Source organism: Citrobacter sp. CK199 (genome assembly GCF_030333285.1).
GTDB lineage: Bacteria > Pseudomonadota > Gammaproteobacteria > Enterobacterales > Enterobacteriaceae > Citrobacter_B > Citrobacter_B koseri.
Window position 1 is genome coordinate 605,460 of sequence record NZ_JAOWGF010000028.1, and the last position, 14,338, is coordinate 619,797.

Sequence of the window (14,338 nt, forward strand, 5' to 3'; positions counted from 1 at the left end):
TGGTGAATCAATGACACTGCGCGGCAGCGTTAATGATGCTGGTTTTATGTCTCTCATCCGTTAGCGTGTACTCTGCGATGCAGTGTTCGCTGGCATTCTGACCCCACGACACGAAGAGCGTTCCGTGCTGAGGTAAACCGGAGAGATAAGTCTGACCGCCGTTGCCAACAATAAACTCGCTGTCTTTATCGTCGGTGGTGACGGTTGCGCCAAAGGGCAACGGCTTACCGTTTTGCGTGAGCATCATTAAAACCCTGCTGCCCACGCGGGTGTTAAAACTGGCGCGGACTACCGCGCCGCGCGTTGGGGTTACTATTCGCGCGGCATGGGTTACGTCGGCATCGTCTGGCAGTGTTTCTGTGTCCAGGGCAATCGTGTTGTGGCGGTAGGCTGATACAAATGGCACAACGGTATAGCCGCGAAAATCGGTTTTGACGCCGGTCTGATTGGTAATGTGTGTGCCATGTGTTCCCGGTGCTTTCACCAGCGCGATGGTTTCACCGAGCGGTTGCGTCAGAGTGATGCCGTTGGCGTGCGCCACAACGCCGCCTTGCAGACCCATATTAACGCTCCGTTGATGGCTGTCCTGGCTGACGCCGCCGCTCACTTCGCCATAGGTTCCTTTGTAATCGGCATTCATACTGGTTGAGTTGCCGCTTCCGGTATTGCTCACGCCTTCCTGGATATTCCAGTTCAGGTTGTCTTCGGCCAGAGCGGTACCGTTAAGGCCAATGTTTTGCGTGGCGCCGTCTTGACTGTTGTTCAGGTTGTACGTCGCCCAGGTGTTGTGCATCCAGTGGTCGAGTGGAACCGAAACGCTCAGCGCGAACTGGTTGTCATGGGTAACGGACTCACCGTTTTCATCGCTGTCGCTGGTGTTTTTGTTCATGCTGTAACTCAGGCTATAGCTCACGCCATGCCAGCTGTTGTTGTAGCTGAGGCTCATGGAGGTCATATCCTGGCGCTGGCTCCAGTAGGTCTCTTTGACCAGACTCAGCGTAAAAGACCCCCAGCTCTCGCCGAGCGTCTGATCGACAGTGGCTTCGGTACGCGCTCGGCGCTGCTGCGGGGCGGACCAGTCGCTGGCGCGGGTATAGGACTCCATTGTGTCTTCCAGGGTGTAAAAACCCTTACTGTTATAGCGATACCCGGCCAGGGAAAAGTTGGTGCCGGCGCCTGCAAAATCTTTGCTGTAACGCACGCGCCATGACTGCCCTGTGCTGGCCTGCTGCTGTTTCAGCAATGCTTTGGCCCGCGTGACGTCGACAGAAAACGCGCCTAAATCCCCCAGGTTTTTCCCGGTGCCGATCGCCTGCGACTGGTAATGGCGGCTTTGCTGTACGCCGCCATAGGCGGTAAAACCATAAGGTAGGCCATAGATTGCGCTCCCCTGAGCAAATGGAGTTTGCTCGACGTCTTTGTCATAGGCGCGATAGCGACCGGCAGTTACGCTATAGCGCAGGTTTTTTTCACGCTGCAACACGGGTACGGAGGCGTAGGGCACCACGAAATGGCTTTCGCTGCCGTCCGTCTCTTTGACGGTGACCTGCAAGTCGCCGCTGCTGCCCGTCGGGTAGAGATCGTTAATTTCAAATGCGCCTGGCGCTACGGTGTTCTGATAAATGACGTAGCCGTTCTGACGAACCATCACCAGGGCGTTACTGTGTGCGGTGCCACGGATAATCGGCGCATAGCCTTTTTCGCTATCCGGCAGCATGTCGCTGTCGGAATTGAGTTGTATGCCGGTATAAGGCACGCTGTCGAACACGTCCGCCGGAGAGGCGCTTTGCCCTACCGTGAGATCGCTTTTCATCGCCACGATATCGCGCTGCGCGTAGGTATAAACAGACGAGAATTTCTGCTGTTCGTCATGGCCCGTGACGTTACGATTCCAGGTTGAGTAATTGCGCACGCGCCAGGCGCCGATGTTGAACCCGGGACGCAGGTTGACATACTGGCTGCTGTTATCCTGTTCACCCTGTCGGCGGACGTCGCTCTGACTGGCGTTGGCGCTGTAGTTCAGTAGACCGGCGGTAATGCCTTCATCGAACGTTTTTGGGTCGATATAACCGCGCGGAATCTGGCCCAGCGCTGACTGAGGAATACTGAGCAATAGCTGCTGGTTGCGCACGCGAAACGTGGCGGAGGCGGCGGGGATGGCGCTTAAATCTGCACATTTTCCTTGTGCCATGAGCTTCGGAAACGCCTTCGTTTTAATGCCGAGACTCTTTAAATCATCCAGGCTGAAACAGGGCTGGAGTGAACGGTTGCCCTTAACATCTTTCTGTAATTTAAATGTGACATCGCGGGTGTCGACTTTATTATTATCAATAAAGATTGATACCTGGTATTTTCCTGGTGCTTGTCCTGGACCTTTTTCATATACCGATAAATCGGTTTTTTCCTGTCGGGGATTATCAATATCCAGGAGCGCCGGGTTAAAATAATCATCTGCTCGCGTTTGCTGCGCAAAACAGAACACTGCCAGGCCACATAGCAGGGGCAGCAGTGTGAATAATTTGCAGGAAAACGGCTTCTTATCGCGGTACATGATTATTTTAATTGCCTGTGCGCCGTTATCTTAATGGACAGGCTTAGACCAGGTTCGGCTGATGCTGCCGTAATCAGTAATAATGGAATAGGTCACGGTGTCACCGTCAGTATTGGCGGGCAGAGCCATGTGGGTTGCCGTTTCAGGTACTGCCCAGGTCGCTTTACTGATTTTATGACCATTAATCATCACGCTCTGGAAATTCATATAAAACGGCGTCGGGTTATTGACGACCAGATCGTGACCTTCACGATGCCATTCCAGTTTGTCAGCAACCTCTTCTGGCTTACCTTTCACGGAGGATGGGCGATACAATAATTTAATACGCGTGTTGATCGCGATTTGCAGGGTATTTACCCCCTCAACGTGTTTTGAGGATGGAATAGCCTTGATATTCAGCCAGTACAGCGATTCACGATCCTCAGGCAGATTGCCGCCTGTGCGAATAACCCGCAGAACGTTGTCTTCTTTCGCATTCAGGCGAAACAGCGGCGGCGTAATCAGAAAGGGGGTGTTGCCCGGATTTTTACTGCCGGAATCGACCCAGGATTGTACCAGATAGTCCGTTGAATCTGGGTTTGAAAGACCAAGCGAGGATTCCTTTTTGTCTCCCTGGTAAACAAGACGGGTGCCGTTAATAATAACGCCAGCATGCGCTGTTGCTGCTACCAGAAAAAGAGTGCTCAGTAAATAACCGTGACGCATAAATATTTCTCAGCATGAATAAAAGATATTAGCCCTGAAGAAAGGGCTAATATCTTCGGATGGATAATATCAGTTATAGATAACGGTAAAGGTAGATACGGAATTTGCCGGGCCGGCCGTAACGGCAGCCTGAGTCTGAATATAACGCGCTGCAAATTCCAGATCGTTTACCGTGCTTCCTGCCGTCAGTGGATATTGACGGGAAGGGGTATATAAGCTGACGGGTTGCTCTGACGAGTCGAGCAACTGAATTGCCACACCGGTAGCCGTCTCCGTGTCTGGCGTTAATGCCAGGGTCGTGCTGTTATCCGTATCCGGCGTACCGCCAAAATTAATGGCGGCAGAGGTCACCGTTTCCGGGCAGTCTTTTAGCTGAATATCGAATTTCGTTGGTGTGCTGGTAGAGCCTGCGCCAGAAAATACGGTTTTAGACACTCTGCCCAACTCGACATTTAGCGGATTACTTAACCCATTAACGACCTGACAAGCGGAGTCAATGATTTCACCCGTAAAGTTAATCTGACCTTCGCCATTTGTTGCCGCAAATGCGGATGCGGAACATCCTACTGTTGCAGCGATGAATAAACCTAAAGCAACCTTGTTCATCATAAATCCTGGTGTATAAGTGGTGAAAACCAGCCTGGACGTTTTCACCGTGGACCTTCAATAACTCTTCGCCAGATATTTAATCAGATTGTTTACGGATTAGAATCGTGTATAAAAATCACAAATATTTGAACTAATGCTTGCGTTTTAATAATTACTACAAAAACAGGTGATTGATGGCTGAGATAAAAAACTAACGGCCGGGTCTCCAGAGGGGCTATATTGTTAAAAAAATGTCGCAGTGGAGAATGTCATGGATTATCGCAAAATCATCAAAGAGGTCGGCCGAGGTAAAAATCATGCCCGCGACCTGGATCAGGATACCGCGCGCGGCCTGTATACCCATATGTTGAATGGCGATGTGCCCGAACTGGAAATGGGCGGCGTGTTGATCGCGTTGCGTATTAAAGGGGAAGGCGAAGCGGAGATGCTGGGCTTTTATGAAGCCATGCAGAACCACACGATTACGCTTACGCCGCCGGTCGCCAAACCGATGCCGATTGTCATCCCCAGCTACAACGGGGCGCGCAAACAGGCGAACCTGACGCCGTTGCTGGCGATTCTGCTGCATAAACTGGGCTTTCCGGTGGTGGTACATGGCGTAAGCGAAGATCCGACGCGCGTACTGACGGAGACCATTTTCGAACTGATGGGGATTGCGCCGACGCTGCACGCCGGTCAGGCCCAGGCGAAACTGGATGGGCACGAGCCGGTGTTTATTCCTGTTGGTACGCTGTGCCCGCCGCTGGAAAAACAGCTGGCAATGCGCTGGCGGCTGGGCGTGCGTAACAGCGCGCACACGCTGGCGAAGTTAGCGACGCCGTTTGCGGAAGATGCCGCCTTGCGGTTGTCCAGCGTCTCGCACCCGGAGTACGTTCCGCGCGTCGCGAAATTTTTTGCCGACATCGGCGGGCGCGGTTTGCTGATGCACGGCACGGAAGGGGAGGTGTATGCCAATCCACAGCGTTGCCCGCAAATCAGCCTGATCGACCGTTCCGGCGTGCAGGTGCTTCAGGATCGCCAGAGTGAGATGCCCGACGAGCCGGTGCCGCTGCCTGCGGCAAAAGACCCGGAAACCACCGCCCGCTGGATTGAGCGCTGCCTGGCGGGAAGCGAGCCGATACCGGCTTCCTTGAAAATTCAGATGGCGTGCTGCCTGGTGGCTACGGGAGAAGCGGCGACGTTAACGGAAGGGCTTGCGCGGGTAGCGCAGCATTTTTAAGCGTCAGGCAAAAAAAAAGCCCGTCCAGTGGCGGACGGGCGAACAAGGGTAACACAGGTTCAATGAGGGTTGGAGCAGTGTGTCTGTCGGCAAACAGACGGGTATAACAGAAACGCGTGAAATTATTTGTAGATAACAGCAGTGCCGCTCATTTTGTTGTTGTTGGTTGCGGAAGTGATGCTATAACCGGTTGCGCCGGCAGCTGCCGCTTTCTCAGCCAGTTTCGCTTCCAGGCCATCCAGAGTGGTGGCGCCTTCCGCAGAAACAACACCGATTTTATTCATGCTTTGCGCCTGGGAAGCCGTTACCGGCTCGGCAGCGAAAACGCCAAATGACAGGGTAGACAGAGCGATAGCAGCAACAGCATATTTGATATTTTTCATGATTAATCTCTCGCAGGTTATTCTTGTGTAGTAAGACGTTGTTCCGTCGATGTGATAAGTATCACGGTTTTTTGCGGGAGATAAAATCGAATAGAATTGACGTCATCCATCAAATAATTTGAATGACAAATAACTTATTGATTATTAATAAATTCAAAACATGGATTTACGCTTCTTGCCGTTTCACTTTACAGAAGAGAGAGTAACGGCACATTTTGCCACGCAGAAGGTGAAAAAGCATGAGAGTAAAAGAACATGCTTACGCTGTTGTTTTACGTAAAGAAAAGTTAGCGTAACTGGCTATCTTTCGATCCCCTGCGATTATATCCTGAGAATGTTGAGTTATGTAAATCTTTCTCCTGCTGGCAGGCAATGCATAGCCTTACTCCCGGAACGGCTTTACGCCGCGCTTTCGGGATAGGATCGCCGCACTCTTCACATTCATACAGGCTTTCGCCTTGAGGAATTTCGCCGCGAACGCGGGCGACAGCATCTTCAATAGTATTGTTGATTTGTTCATTAACGGCGTCGTCGTTCGCCCACCCGGATGCCATATACCTGTTCCTCCCCCTTTATTCCACACGGTAAGTGTAGTGAATATGGGGTCAAAAATCGTACAGTCAATAGCGCAGAAGCAGGCCGGTATATCAGTCAGCGAAAAACATCAGCGAATGAAAAAGACGGGGGGACGTTTTCCATGCTAAGGAAAACTGCATTCGGTGGGAATGCAGTTACCTGGTAGGGGGTTATTTGTAGATAGTGGCAGTGCCATACATTTGGTTATCGCCACCGGCAGAATTGACGACAAAACCTTTGGCGCCTTGTTCACGCGCTTTTTCTGCCAGTTTATTTTCAAGTTCGCTCAGCGTCGTCGCGCCCGTTGCTGAGACGGTTCCGGCGGGTCTGAGCTGGCCTGCTTCTGAGCTGCTAAGCGGCTGCGCGGCGAATGCACTAAAACTCATGCCAGTGAGCAGAGCAGCAGCCAGTACGGTGAGGCATTTTTTCATAACGGCATCCTCTTAGAAACAACAGGTGGTGCCTCATAAGTTTAGGACGTTGATGACGCAAAATTAACGCAAAAAATTGATTATGATGCGCTTGTTTTTTGAACGATATTTTTTGACGAATATTGACAAATCAATGACATACAGATTATTGATTTTCCAGGATTTTGTCGCTAAGCCTGCGGAGCGACCCGTGTTCGTCTGCGGTATAAGCGGGCTTTCTCCGTCAGGTTTGTTTACCGCGTTGCGTTATGCGAGTATCTTACGCCGCTGCTAAAAGGAGAATGCCATGTCTGCCCAGAAACCGGGATTGCACCCACGTAATCGCCATCATCATCGTTACGATCTCGCGACGTTATGCCAGGTCACGCCAGAACTGGCGCAATTTCTTACCCGTACGCCTGCGGGTGAGCAAAGCGTTGATTTCGCGAATCCTCTGGCAGTTAAGGCGCTCAATAAAGCGCTGCTGGCGTATTTCTATCAGGTGGCAAACTGGGATATTCCCGAAGGCTTTCTGTGCCCGCCGGTGCCAGGCCGCGCCGATTATATTCACCATCTGGCGGATCTGCTGGGCGAAACCACAGGCGCGATTCCGGCGGATGCGAGCGTGCTGGATGTGGGGACAGGAGCGAACTGCATTTACCCGCTTATCGGCGTGCATGAATACGGCTGGCGCTTTACCGGCAGCGAAGTCCATGCACAGGCGCTGGCCAGCGCCCAGGCGATCATCAGCGGCAACCCAGGATTAACCCGATCGATTCGTCTGCGTCGGCAGAAAGATCCTGCGGCAATCTTCAACGGCATCATTCATAAGAATGAACAGTATGACGCCACGCTGTGCAATCCGCCGTTCCACGATTCGGCGGCTTCTGCCCGTGCGGGAAGCGAGCGCAAACGTCGCAATCTTGGGCAGGATAAAAATGATGCCCTGAATTTTGGCGGCCAGCAGCAGGAACTCTGGTGCGAAGGCGGGGAAGTGGCGTTTATCAAAACGATGATCGCGGAAAGCCAGGCCTTTGGCCGCCAGGTGATGTGGTTCACCACGTTAGTGTCGCGCGGCGAAAATTTGCCGCCGCTATACCGCGCACTGACGGACGTCGGGGCGGTAAAAGTGGTCAAAAAGGAGATGGCCCAGGGGCAAAAGCAGAGCCGCTTTATTGCCTGGACCTTTATGGATGACGATCAGCGTCGCCGTTTTATGGCGCGTAAGCGCTAAAGCGTGGGTTCGCTCGGCGGCAAGGGGGCTGTCGCTGGCGCCTGACTGATCGTCGGTGCGGGCAGTACCTGATACGTTTGCACTGGCGCGCGAACGCCTGCCAGATCAAAATGTTTTTTCACCTGGCTGTCGAGCGCGAAGCGTACCGTCCACTGTTTTAAGGGCAAGGTGGTAAAGGAGACCCGCAGCGTAAAGGCGGTATTGGTCAGCCCGACGATCCCGGAGAATGACGGTTCTCCGATAATCAACCCGCGAATATCTTCCCTCTCCATCACCGCAGCCACCGCGTCCTTCAATGCCTGATTGGCTTTATCCGCATCTTCATGGCGATCCACGTCATAGTTAGCCACGACCGAACCAATGCCGCGCACAAAGTTCGCGAAGGTAGTAATCGAAGACCACGGAATAATGTGGTACGCCCCGGTATCCTGACGCACGCCTACCGAGCGAATCGACATTCGTTCCACCGTACCGGTCAGCGGGCCGATAGTCACCAGATCGCCGGTATTCATCCCATTTTCAAACTGGATGAATACGCCGGTAATTATATCTTTCACCAGCGTTTGCGAACCGAACGAAATCGCCAGCCCCAGCGCCCCGGCGCCGGCCAGTAAGGGGGCAATGTTCACGCCAATCTCCGACAGCACGATCATGATTGTGATTGTACTGATGATCACCGCCAGGGCGTTACGAAACAGCGTAAGCAGGGTTCGGGTACGCGCGCTGGGCAAGGGGCGGCCGTGAATATCTGACGCCAGGCGGTTCTCAATCAGGCTGGCGAGGATGGTCCATCCGACCGCAGAGAAAAAGAGGATCAGCGCAATGCGGATCAGAATATCGACGGTTTTCTCTCCCGCGCCGTTGTGCAGCCAGTTCCAGAAGTCGAATAACCCCCAGGCGTTGAGCAACAGCATGATCGCCACGCAAACCGTCAGGATTCGCGCGGCTTTCAGGGCGGTTGACAGCCAGCCGTTCAGCCGTTTTTGCAGCTCAGGGTAGTTGCGCTGCGTAGGGGGCGACAGCGTAATGGTTTTGGCTATCCAGCGTGAGAACATGCCGGAAACAAACGCGGCGACACCGATAATGAGCAGGCTGCGTACCGTCGCGCCCATCATAAACTTCAGGCTGTTGCCCGGGTCGAATAATGAGAAGAAAAACAGCACGATAAAATAGGCGCTGGCCAGCCAGTGCCACACCAGCGCGAAGGCGCGAATAAACAGACTGAAAAAGGCCAGCGACCGTTCCGCGAGATTCAGCAGATGCTGGGTGATCTCTTTTTTGTTTTTGAAGATCAGATACAGCGCCCACAGTGTAATGCACAGCATGATGATGACGTTCGCCATCGCGCCGACCTGGACGTTGACCTGGTTGGAGATAATCGGCACGGCGACGATCAGACCATAGCCGATCAGGCTACTGAGCGAACTCAGACGGCGATTCCAGTAGCGCGCGCTGGCGTCCTGAATCGTGAACGGACGCAACTCCGCTACGTTAGGGCAAAAGATCAGACGCAGAATGGCTTTGAAAAACTCAATCAGGGCAAACGCGTTCAGGAACAGACTTTGTTGAAAGGCGATGGTTCGGCTACCGGCGTTCATTCTGTCGCTCAGTATCTGCCCGACAAACAGGGTCAGCGCCAGCAGGAGCAGATCGATGATAAATGCGCCGATAATCATTGCGGGAAGCTGTAGCCAGTTGCTGCGGTCACGATTTTTTGCGCGCGCCCACTGACCCATTTTGCGATACAGCGGCAGCGCGCAAAGCCGTATCAGCCAGTAAAAGACAAACACCGAGGCCGCCAGCATCAGGAAGTGGGTCAGGGCATTGGTAAATGTCTGCGTGTTAAACGGCTTATGCGGCGAGTCGGTGATGTTACGATAAAGCTGGGCAAAGCGCCCGGAGAGGGCTTCTCCGTAACGCCGGCTGATGTCGGTTACGTTCTCCAGCACCGTTTTTTCTTCCGTAACCGTGGGCGGCGTTATCGTAGGGACGGGCTCTGGCGGCGGCGTGGCGGCGACTTTTCGTAGCTGGTCGATGAGCTCCTTGCGAGAGGTCTCGTTCTCCAGCACATCCGCCAGCGCTGCGTAGGCGGCTTTCTTTTGTTCGACATCGGGTTCAGCCGCAGACGCGGCCTCCTGACTGCCTGAGGCGTCCGTTGTGACGCCGGGGATCGCGACCGCATGCGCGGGGGCGCCCAGCAGTAAAAAGAGGATGAACAGGATCCGCCGCATGACTCCTCCTGTGAGAAATATAAGCAAAAAGATAAGTATAGATGCTTAAAGGGGAGGGATTTGAAATGGGAGGATTCCGGGGAAACCCTCCCTTCCGGGCGGAAGGGAGGGGCGTGCCTCAGGAAACGTGCTGCAAGAACTCCTGCAAACGCTGGCTGGGCGGATTTTCAATCAGGGTTTGCGGATTACCGTCTTCCGCAATGCGCCCTTTGTCGATGAAGATCAGACGGGAGGCCACTTTCTCGGCAAAGCCGATTTCGTGGGTCACAATGACCATTGTCATCCCTTCTTCCGCCAGATCCTGCATGACTTTCAGCACTTCGTGACGCAGTTCCGGGTCCAGCGCGGAGGTCGGTTCGTCAAACAGCATCATTTTCGGCTTCACCGCCAGCGCGCGGGCAATCGCCACACGCTGCTGCTGACCGCCGGAAAGTTCGGAAGGGTAGTGATGCGCGCGCTCTGCCAGCCCGACTTTCGCTAATAACTCTTTGGCCTGCTTTTCGGCATCTTCTTTCTTCGCGCCGCGCACGCGCAGCGGCCCGAACATGACGTTTTCCAGCGCCGTCAGATGCGGGAAGAGATAGAACTGCTGGAACACCATGCCGGCTTCCTGACGGATTAACCGCTCATCCACCTTCGGATCGTTCACTTTCAGACCATCAACAATCAACTCGCCGGACGTGATCTCTTCCAGTTTGTTGATGCAGCGCAGCAGAGTGGACTTCCCGGAGCCGGATGGCCCGATGATGACCACCACTTCACCCTGTTTGATGTTCAGATCAATATTGTGCAGCACCTGGGTTGGCCCAAAATGCTTGGAGACGTTTTTAAATTCAATCACAGGATTTTCATCCTTCTTTCCAGACGACGCAGAATGAAGCTCAGCACCAGCGTAATGATCAGATAGAACACCGCAACGGCACTCCAGATTTCCAGCGCGCGGAAGTTACCGGCGATGATTTCCTGCCCCTGACGAGTCAGTTCAGCGACGCCGATAACAATAAACAGCGAGGTATCTTTGATGCTGATAATCCACTGATTACCGAGCGGCGGCAGCATACGGCGCAGCGCGAGCGGTAAAATAACGTGGCGAATGGTTTCGCCGCGAGACAGCCCTAACGCCAGGCCCGCTTCGCGAAAACCTTTGTGGATAGACAGCACCGCACCGCGCGTGATTTCTGCAATGTACGCGCCCGAGTTAATCATGATGGTGACAACGGCGGCGCTGAAGGGATCAATTCGCAGATCGTTAAACGCCATCGGCAGCGCGAAGTAGATAAACATCACCTGCACAACGATAGGCGTACCGCGAATCACTTCGATAAAGACCAGCGCAATGTGGTTGGCGATCCAACCACCAAAGGTGCGCGCAAAACCCGCAAGCAGCCCGATGACCAGGCCGCCAGCCAGACCAAGGATTGAAATCCACAGGGTCATTTTGGCGCCTTCAATCAACAGCGGGATGGCGGGCCAGATGGCACTCCAGTCAAACTCCATAAATTGTTCCTGTTACCGTGGTGAAAATACTCAAAGGCCTGTACGCCCGGTAAGCGTAAGCGCCACCGGGCGTAACGAGCTAAAATACAGCGTTATTATTTAGGTTCAGTACCGAACCATTTTTTGTAGATTTCGTTATAGGTGCCGTTTTCACGCAGCGTTTTCAGCGCGCCGTTCACTTTCTCACGCAGTTCGTCGCTGCCTTTCGGGAACGCGATGCCGTATTGCTGCGCTTCCAGAGACTCACCTACCGCTTTGAACTGACCATTGCCCGCGGTTTTGATGAAATAGAGGATGTTTGGCGTATCGTGCAGAACGGCGTCTGCGCGGTTGGTGCCCAGTTCCATGTAGGCGTTATCGATGTTCGGGAACTGACGCAGATCTTTGGTTTTGATGTTTGCTTTCGCGTAATCGACAGAACCGGTGCCGCTCTTCACCGCAACCACTTTGCCGTCGAGGTCTTTCACGCTTTTCACATCGTTGTTATTGGCTTTCACCATGACCAACAGACCGCTTTTGTAATAGCCGTCAGAGAAGTCGATCGCTTTTTTACGTTCGTCGGTGATCGTGATGCCTGCCAGCGCCAGGTCGACGTTTTTGGTTTGCAGCGCCGGGATGATGCCGCTGAAATCCATCGGTTTCAGGGTGTAGTCCAGATTCAGCTCTTTCGCGACAGCGGCCCACAGATCCACATCAAAGCCAACGTATTTGTCGCCCTGTTTGAATTCAAACGGAACGAACGCCGTGTCGGTTGCCACGACGAGTTTCTTATCCGCGGCGTGAGAAGACACCGCAAAAGCCAGGGTAAGTGCAGCCAGTGAAACTTTTAATACAGACTTCATAGCATTTCCTTTTATATCCACGGGGCGATCCCCTGCGAGAACATATGGCGTAATGAAAGAATCGTGCCAATTATGCAACTCATTGTTTTAAAAAGAAGGCGTTTCATTTTAATGCACAATAAGCGTGGCAAAACTGACGGATTGCACCGTTTTGGGGCACTAATTTAGTGCAGACCGAATCGGGTGCAAACGGTATGACTATTTAGCGCAAAAATTGTTGCTAAAACAATCTCTCGTTAACGATTGTGTGAGGTGATTATTACAAATATTTTACTTTACGGCAGGGCGGAAGAAATTTGATGCACTATAAAAGTGCAAAACCCCCGCCGAAGCGAGGGTTCATAGGTCTTACTTATCATGCTGCTTATTCGATGTTGGCTTCGATGAACCACAGGAATTTATCGAGGTCGCGGGAAGCAGCGGTAAAGATATCAGCAGTGTCTTCGTCTTTGGCTTCGCTGATGGCTTTACGGACGTCATTGGCGACAACAGAGTAACGATCCGCCAGCTCTTTCAGGTGATCCTGAACGCTATGGATATCCAGCGGGTAGCTTTTCAGCGGTGTTTTGCTGTTAATCACTTGCGTTGTCCCTAATGCCACGCCACCCAGCTGTACGGCACGTTCTGCCATGGTATCAAGGTGGTCGGTCAGCGCTGTACGGAAGCCATCCAGCATCTCATGTACGGCAATAAAGTTAGCACCGCGCATATTCCAGTGAGCCTGCTTAGTGATCAGTGACAGGTCAATGAACTGGATCACCTGACGATTCAGCAACTCAACCGTCGCTTTCTTATCGCTGTCTGATACATCGTTGCGGGTATAAAGCAGATTAGACGCTTTCGTTTTTACCAGTTTAGCGGTACTCATAATCTCATATCCTCTTGATGTTTTGTGTCCCAGGTAATTAACGAAACTAAGTATAGCACCGGTTTTTCATTTTGCTTTTCTGTCTGTGCCTATCACTTTAATAGCGCAGAAAGTGTTTAATATTGAAAATGATTAAAAATCAATATGTTATTAAATTAAGCGTCAGCATGTTAATAATTCTCATTCACTATGAGCGATAAACATAAATAGGTTTGCAGGCAGCAGAAAAATAGCGGAGATAATAATAATGAGAAGGATAAAAGCAATATTCTGCATGATTATGCAAATCATGCAGAATTGTAACGTTAATTAATGTCGACTTGCTGAATTTTCGTTTCCCGCCGGATGGTGAGCGTGGACCCCATCGAGGCGGCAATGATGGCGGCCAGGGCCAGAAGCTGCACCAGCGTCAGCGTTTCTCCCAGGAAAATCATCCCCGAAACGGCAGCCAGCGCGGGCTCCATGCTCATCAGCGTCCCAAACGTTCGCGTGGGCAGTCGCGTCAGCGCGATCATTTCCAGCGAGTAGGGCAGCGCCGTTGACAGCACGGCGACAGCCAGACCCAGTGGGAGAATCGACCAGTGCCATAATGCCTCTCCCGCCTGTAGCGCGCCAACCGGAACGAAAACGATCGCCGCAATGAGCGAGCCTACCGCCACGGTCGCGGGGCCGTGTTCTTCACCCGCCCGCTGCCCGGTCAGAATATAGATAGCCCAGCAGGCGCCTGCGCCGAGCGCCAGCGCGGCACCCGTTAAATCAACATGCGATACGCCCTGACCAAGCGGCAACAGGAACCAGAGTCCAAGCACGGCCAGCACAACCCAGATGAAATCGACAGGCCGTCTGGACGAGAACAGCGCGACCGCCAGCGGCCCGGTGAACTCCAGCGCAACGGCGATGCCGAGCGGCACCGTCTGAATCGACAGGTAAAACAGGTAGTTCATCCCGCCAAGCGACAGACCGTAAAACAGGAGCGGCAGCCGCTGTTCTCTGGCAAAGCGCAGACGCCAGGGCTTAAAGAACGCAATCAGGATTAGCGTGCCTAATGCCAGACGCAGTGCGGTAACGCCCGGCGCCCCGACGAGAGGGAACAGCGATTTCGCCAGCGAGGCTCCGCTCTGAATAGAGGACATCGCAATGAGCAAAACCAAAATAGGCAGCCAGACTGGCTTACGTGACGACCCCGGCATCCTTTCTCCTGTCAATTAATGTC

At 53.0% G+C, this 14,338-nt stretch carries 14 protein-coding genes; 2 read left to right on the forward strand and 12 right to left on the reverse strand.

The annotated features are described in order from the left end of the window. Positions 1–7 precede the first annotated feature (7 nt). From OGX75_RS17845 to OGX75_RS17855, 3 genes are all read right to left on the reverse strand, one after another. Positions 8–2,551 (reverse strand): fimbria/pilus outer membrane usher protein, encoded by a 2,544-nt coding sequence (locus tag OGX75_RS17845; RefSeq protein WP_286451394.1) that lies wholly within the window; start codon positions 2,549–2,551, stop codon positions 8–10. A gap of 30 nt (positions 2,552–2,581) precedes the next feature. Beyond that, positions 2,582–3,256: a fimbrial biogenesis chaperone gene (locus OGX75_RS17850; protein ID WP_199971389.1), complete on the reverse strand. Its 675-nt coding sequence runs from the start codon at positions 3,254–3,256 to the stop codon at positions 2,582–2,584. 69 nt (positions 3,257–3,325) lie between these two features. After that, positions 3,326–3,862, reverse strand: a complete 537-nt coding sequence (locus tag OGX75_RS17855; RefSeq protein WP_047457960.1) for a fimbrial protein — start codon at positions 3,860–3,862, stop codon at positions 3,326–3,328. 253 nt (positions 3,863–4,115) lie between these two features. Here OGX75_RS17855 and ybiB point away from each other — a divergent pair, with 253 nt between their 5' ends. Then, entirely contained in the window at positions 4,116–5,084 is a 969-nt protein-coding gene (ybiB, locus tag OGX75_RS17860) for a DNA-binding protein YbiB (protein ID WP_012133171.1), read from the forward strand. 122 nt (positions 5,085–5,206) lie between these two features. Here the strand turns inward: ybiB and ybiJ are convergent, their stop codons facing one another. The 3 genes from ybiJ to mcbA all read right to left on the reverse strand — a co-directional run bounded on the left by ybiJ (position 5,207) and on the right by mcbA (position 6,474). Next, the gene (ybiJ, locus tag OGX75_RS17865) at positions 5,207–5,467 is read right to left on the reverse strand and encodes a DUF1471 family protein YbiJ (RefSeq protein WP_012133170.1); all 261 of its coding nucleotides are present in this window, start codon (positions 5,465–5,467) and stop codon (positions 5,207–5,209) included. Positions 5,468–5,754: 287 nt separating this feature from the next. Continuing rightward, positions 5,755–6,021, reverse strand: coding sequence for a DksA/TraR family C4-type zinc finger protein (locus OGX75_RS17870; RefSeq protein WP_275166469.1), 267 nt, complete (start codon positions 6,019–6,021; stop codon positions 5,755–5,757). Between the two features lie 192 nt (positions 6,022–6,213). After that, the gene (mcbA, locus tag OGX75_RS17875) at positions 6,214–6,474 is read right to left on the reverse strand and encodes a DUF1471 family periplasmic protein McbA (protein WP_012133167.1); all 261 of its coding nucleotides are present in this window, start codon (positions 6,472–6,474) and stop codon (positions 6,214–6,216) included. Between the two features lie 286 nt (positions 6,475–6,760). Here mcbA and rlmF point away from each other — a divergent pair, with 286 nt between their 5' ends. Next, positions 6,761–7,687, forward strand: coding sequence for a 23S rRNA (adenine(1618)-N(6))-methyltransferase RlmF (gene rlmF, locus OGX75_RS17880; RefSeq protein ID WP_047457955.1), 927 nt, complete (start codon positions 6,761–6,763; stop codon positions 7,685–7,687). Here rlmF and ybiO read toward each other — a convergent pair. The 6 genes from ybiO to rhtA all read right to left on the reverse strand — a co-directional run bounded on the left by ybiO (position 7,684) and on the right by rhtA (position 14,315). Continuing rightward, a complete protein-coding gene (gene ybiO, locus OGX75_RS17885) occupies positions 7,684–9,918 on the reverse strand; it encodes a mechanosensitive channel protein (protein ID WP_286451392.1) in 2,235 nt (744 codons plus the stop codon). The two genes, rlmF and ybiO, sit on opposite strands and share 4 nt — an antisense overlap. Before the next feature lie 118 nt (positions 9,919–10,036). After that, the gene (glnQ, locus tag OGX75_RS17890; RefSeq protein ID WP_012133163.1) at positions 10,037–10,759 is read right to left on the reverse strand and encodes a glutamine ABC transporter ATP-binding protein GlnQ; all 723 of its coding nucleotides are present in this window, start codon (positions 10,757–10,759) and stop codon (positions 10,037–10,039) included. Beyond that, the gene (gene glnP / locus OGX75_RS17895) at positions 10,756–11,415 is read right to left on the reverse strand and encodes a glutamine ABC transporter permease GlnP (protein ID WP_049011142.1); all 660 of its coding nucleotides are present in this window, start codon (positions 11,413–11,415) and stop codon (positions 10,756–10,758) included. Before glnP ends, glnQ begins: the two co-directional genes overlap by 4 nt. Positions 11,416–11,510: 95 nt before the next feature. Then, entirely contained in the window at positions 11,511–12,257 is a 747-nt protein-coding gene (glnH, locus tag OGX75_RS17900; protein ID WP_012133160.1) for a glutamine ABC transporter substrate-binding protein GlnH, read from the reverse strand. 364 nt (positions 12,258–12,621) lie between these two features. Further along, positions 12,622–13,125, reverse strand: coding sequence for a DNA starvation/stationary phase protection protein Dps (gene dps, locus OGX75_RS17905; protein ID WP_012133159.1), 504 nt, complete (start codon positions 13,123–13,125; stop codon positions 12,622–12,624). Positions 13,126–13,430: 305 nt separating this feature from the next. Beyond that, the gene (gene rhtA, locus OGX75_RS17910) at positions 13,431–14,315 is read right to left on the reverse strand and encodes a threonine/homoserine exporter RhtA (protein ID WP_012133156.1); all 885 of its coding nucleotides are present in this window, start codon (positions 14,313–14,315) and stop codon (positions 13,431–13,433) included. Between the last annotated feature and the right edge of the window lie 23 nt (positions 14,316–14,338).

Excerpts from the sequence above, each read along its gene's own strand:
- OGX75_RS17845 (WP_286451394.1), bottom strand. The coding sequence starts at position 2,551 with ATGTACCGCGATAAGAAGCCGTTTTCCTGCAAATTATTCACACTGCTG.
- OGX75_RS17850 (WP_199971389.1), bottom strand. The coding sequence starts at position 3,256 with ATGCGTCACGGTTATTTACTGAGCACTCTTTTTCTGGTAGCAGCAACA.
- OGX75_RS17855 (WP_047457960.1), bottom strand. The coding sequence starts at position 3,862 with ATGAACAAGGTTGCTTTAGGTTTATTCATCGCTGCAACAGTAGGATGT.
- ybiB (WP_012133171.1), top strand. The coding sequence starts at position 4,116 with ATGGATTATCGCAAAATCATCAAAGAGGTCGGCCGAGGTAAAAATCAT.
- ybiJ (WP_012133170.1), bottom strand. The coding sequence starts at position 5,467 with ATGAAAAATATCAAATATGCTGTTGCTGCTATCGCTCTGTCTACCCTG.
- OGX75_RS17870 (WP_275166469.1), bottom strand. The coding sequence starts at position 6,021 with ATGGCATCCGGGTGGGCGAACGACGACGCCGTTAATGAACAAATCAAC.
- mcbA (WP_012133167.1), bottom strand. The coding sequence starts at position 6,474 with ATGAAAAAATGCCTCACCGTACTGGCTGCTGCTCTGCTCACTGGCATG.
- rlmF (WP_047457955.1), top strand. The coding sequence starts at position 6,761 with ATGTCTGCCCAGAAACCGGGATTGCACCCACGTAATCGCCATCATCAT.
- ybiO (WP_286451392.1), bottom strand. The coding sequence starts at position 9,918 with ATGCGGCGGATCCTGTTCATCCTCTTTTTACTGCTGGGCGCCCCCGCG.
- glnP (WP_049011142.1), bottom strand. The coding sequence starts at position 11,415 with ATGGAGTTTGACTGGAGTGCCATCTGGCCCGCCATCCCGCTGTTGATT.
- glnH (WP_012133160.1), bottom strand. The coding sequence starts at position 12,257 with ATGAAGTCTGTATTAAAAGTTTCACTGGCTGCACTTACCCTGGCTTTT.
- dps (WP_012133159.1), bottom strand. The coding sequence starts at position 13,125 with ATGAGTACCGCTAAACTGGTAAAAACGAAAGCGTCTAATCTGCTTTAT.
- rhtA (WP_012133156.1), bottom strand. The coding sequence starts at position 14,315 with ATGCCGGGGTCGTCACGTAAGCCAGTCTGGCTGCCTATTTTGGTTTTG.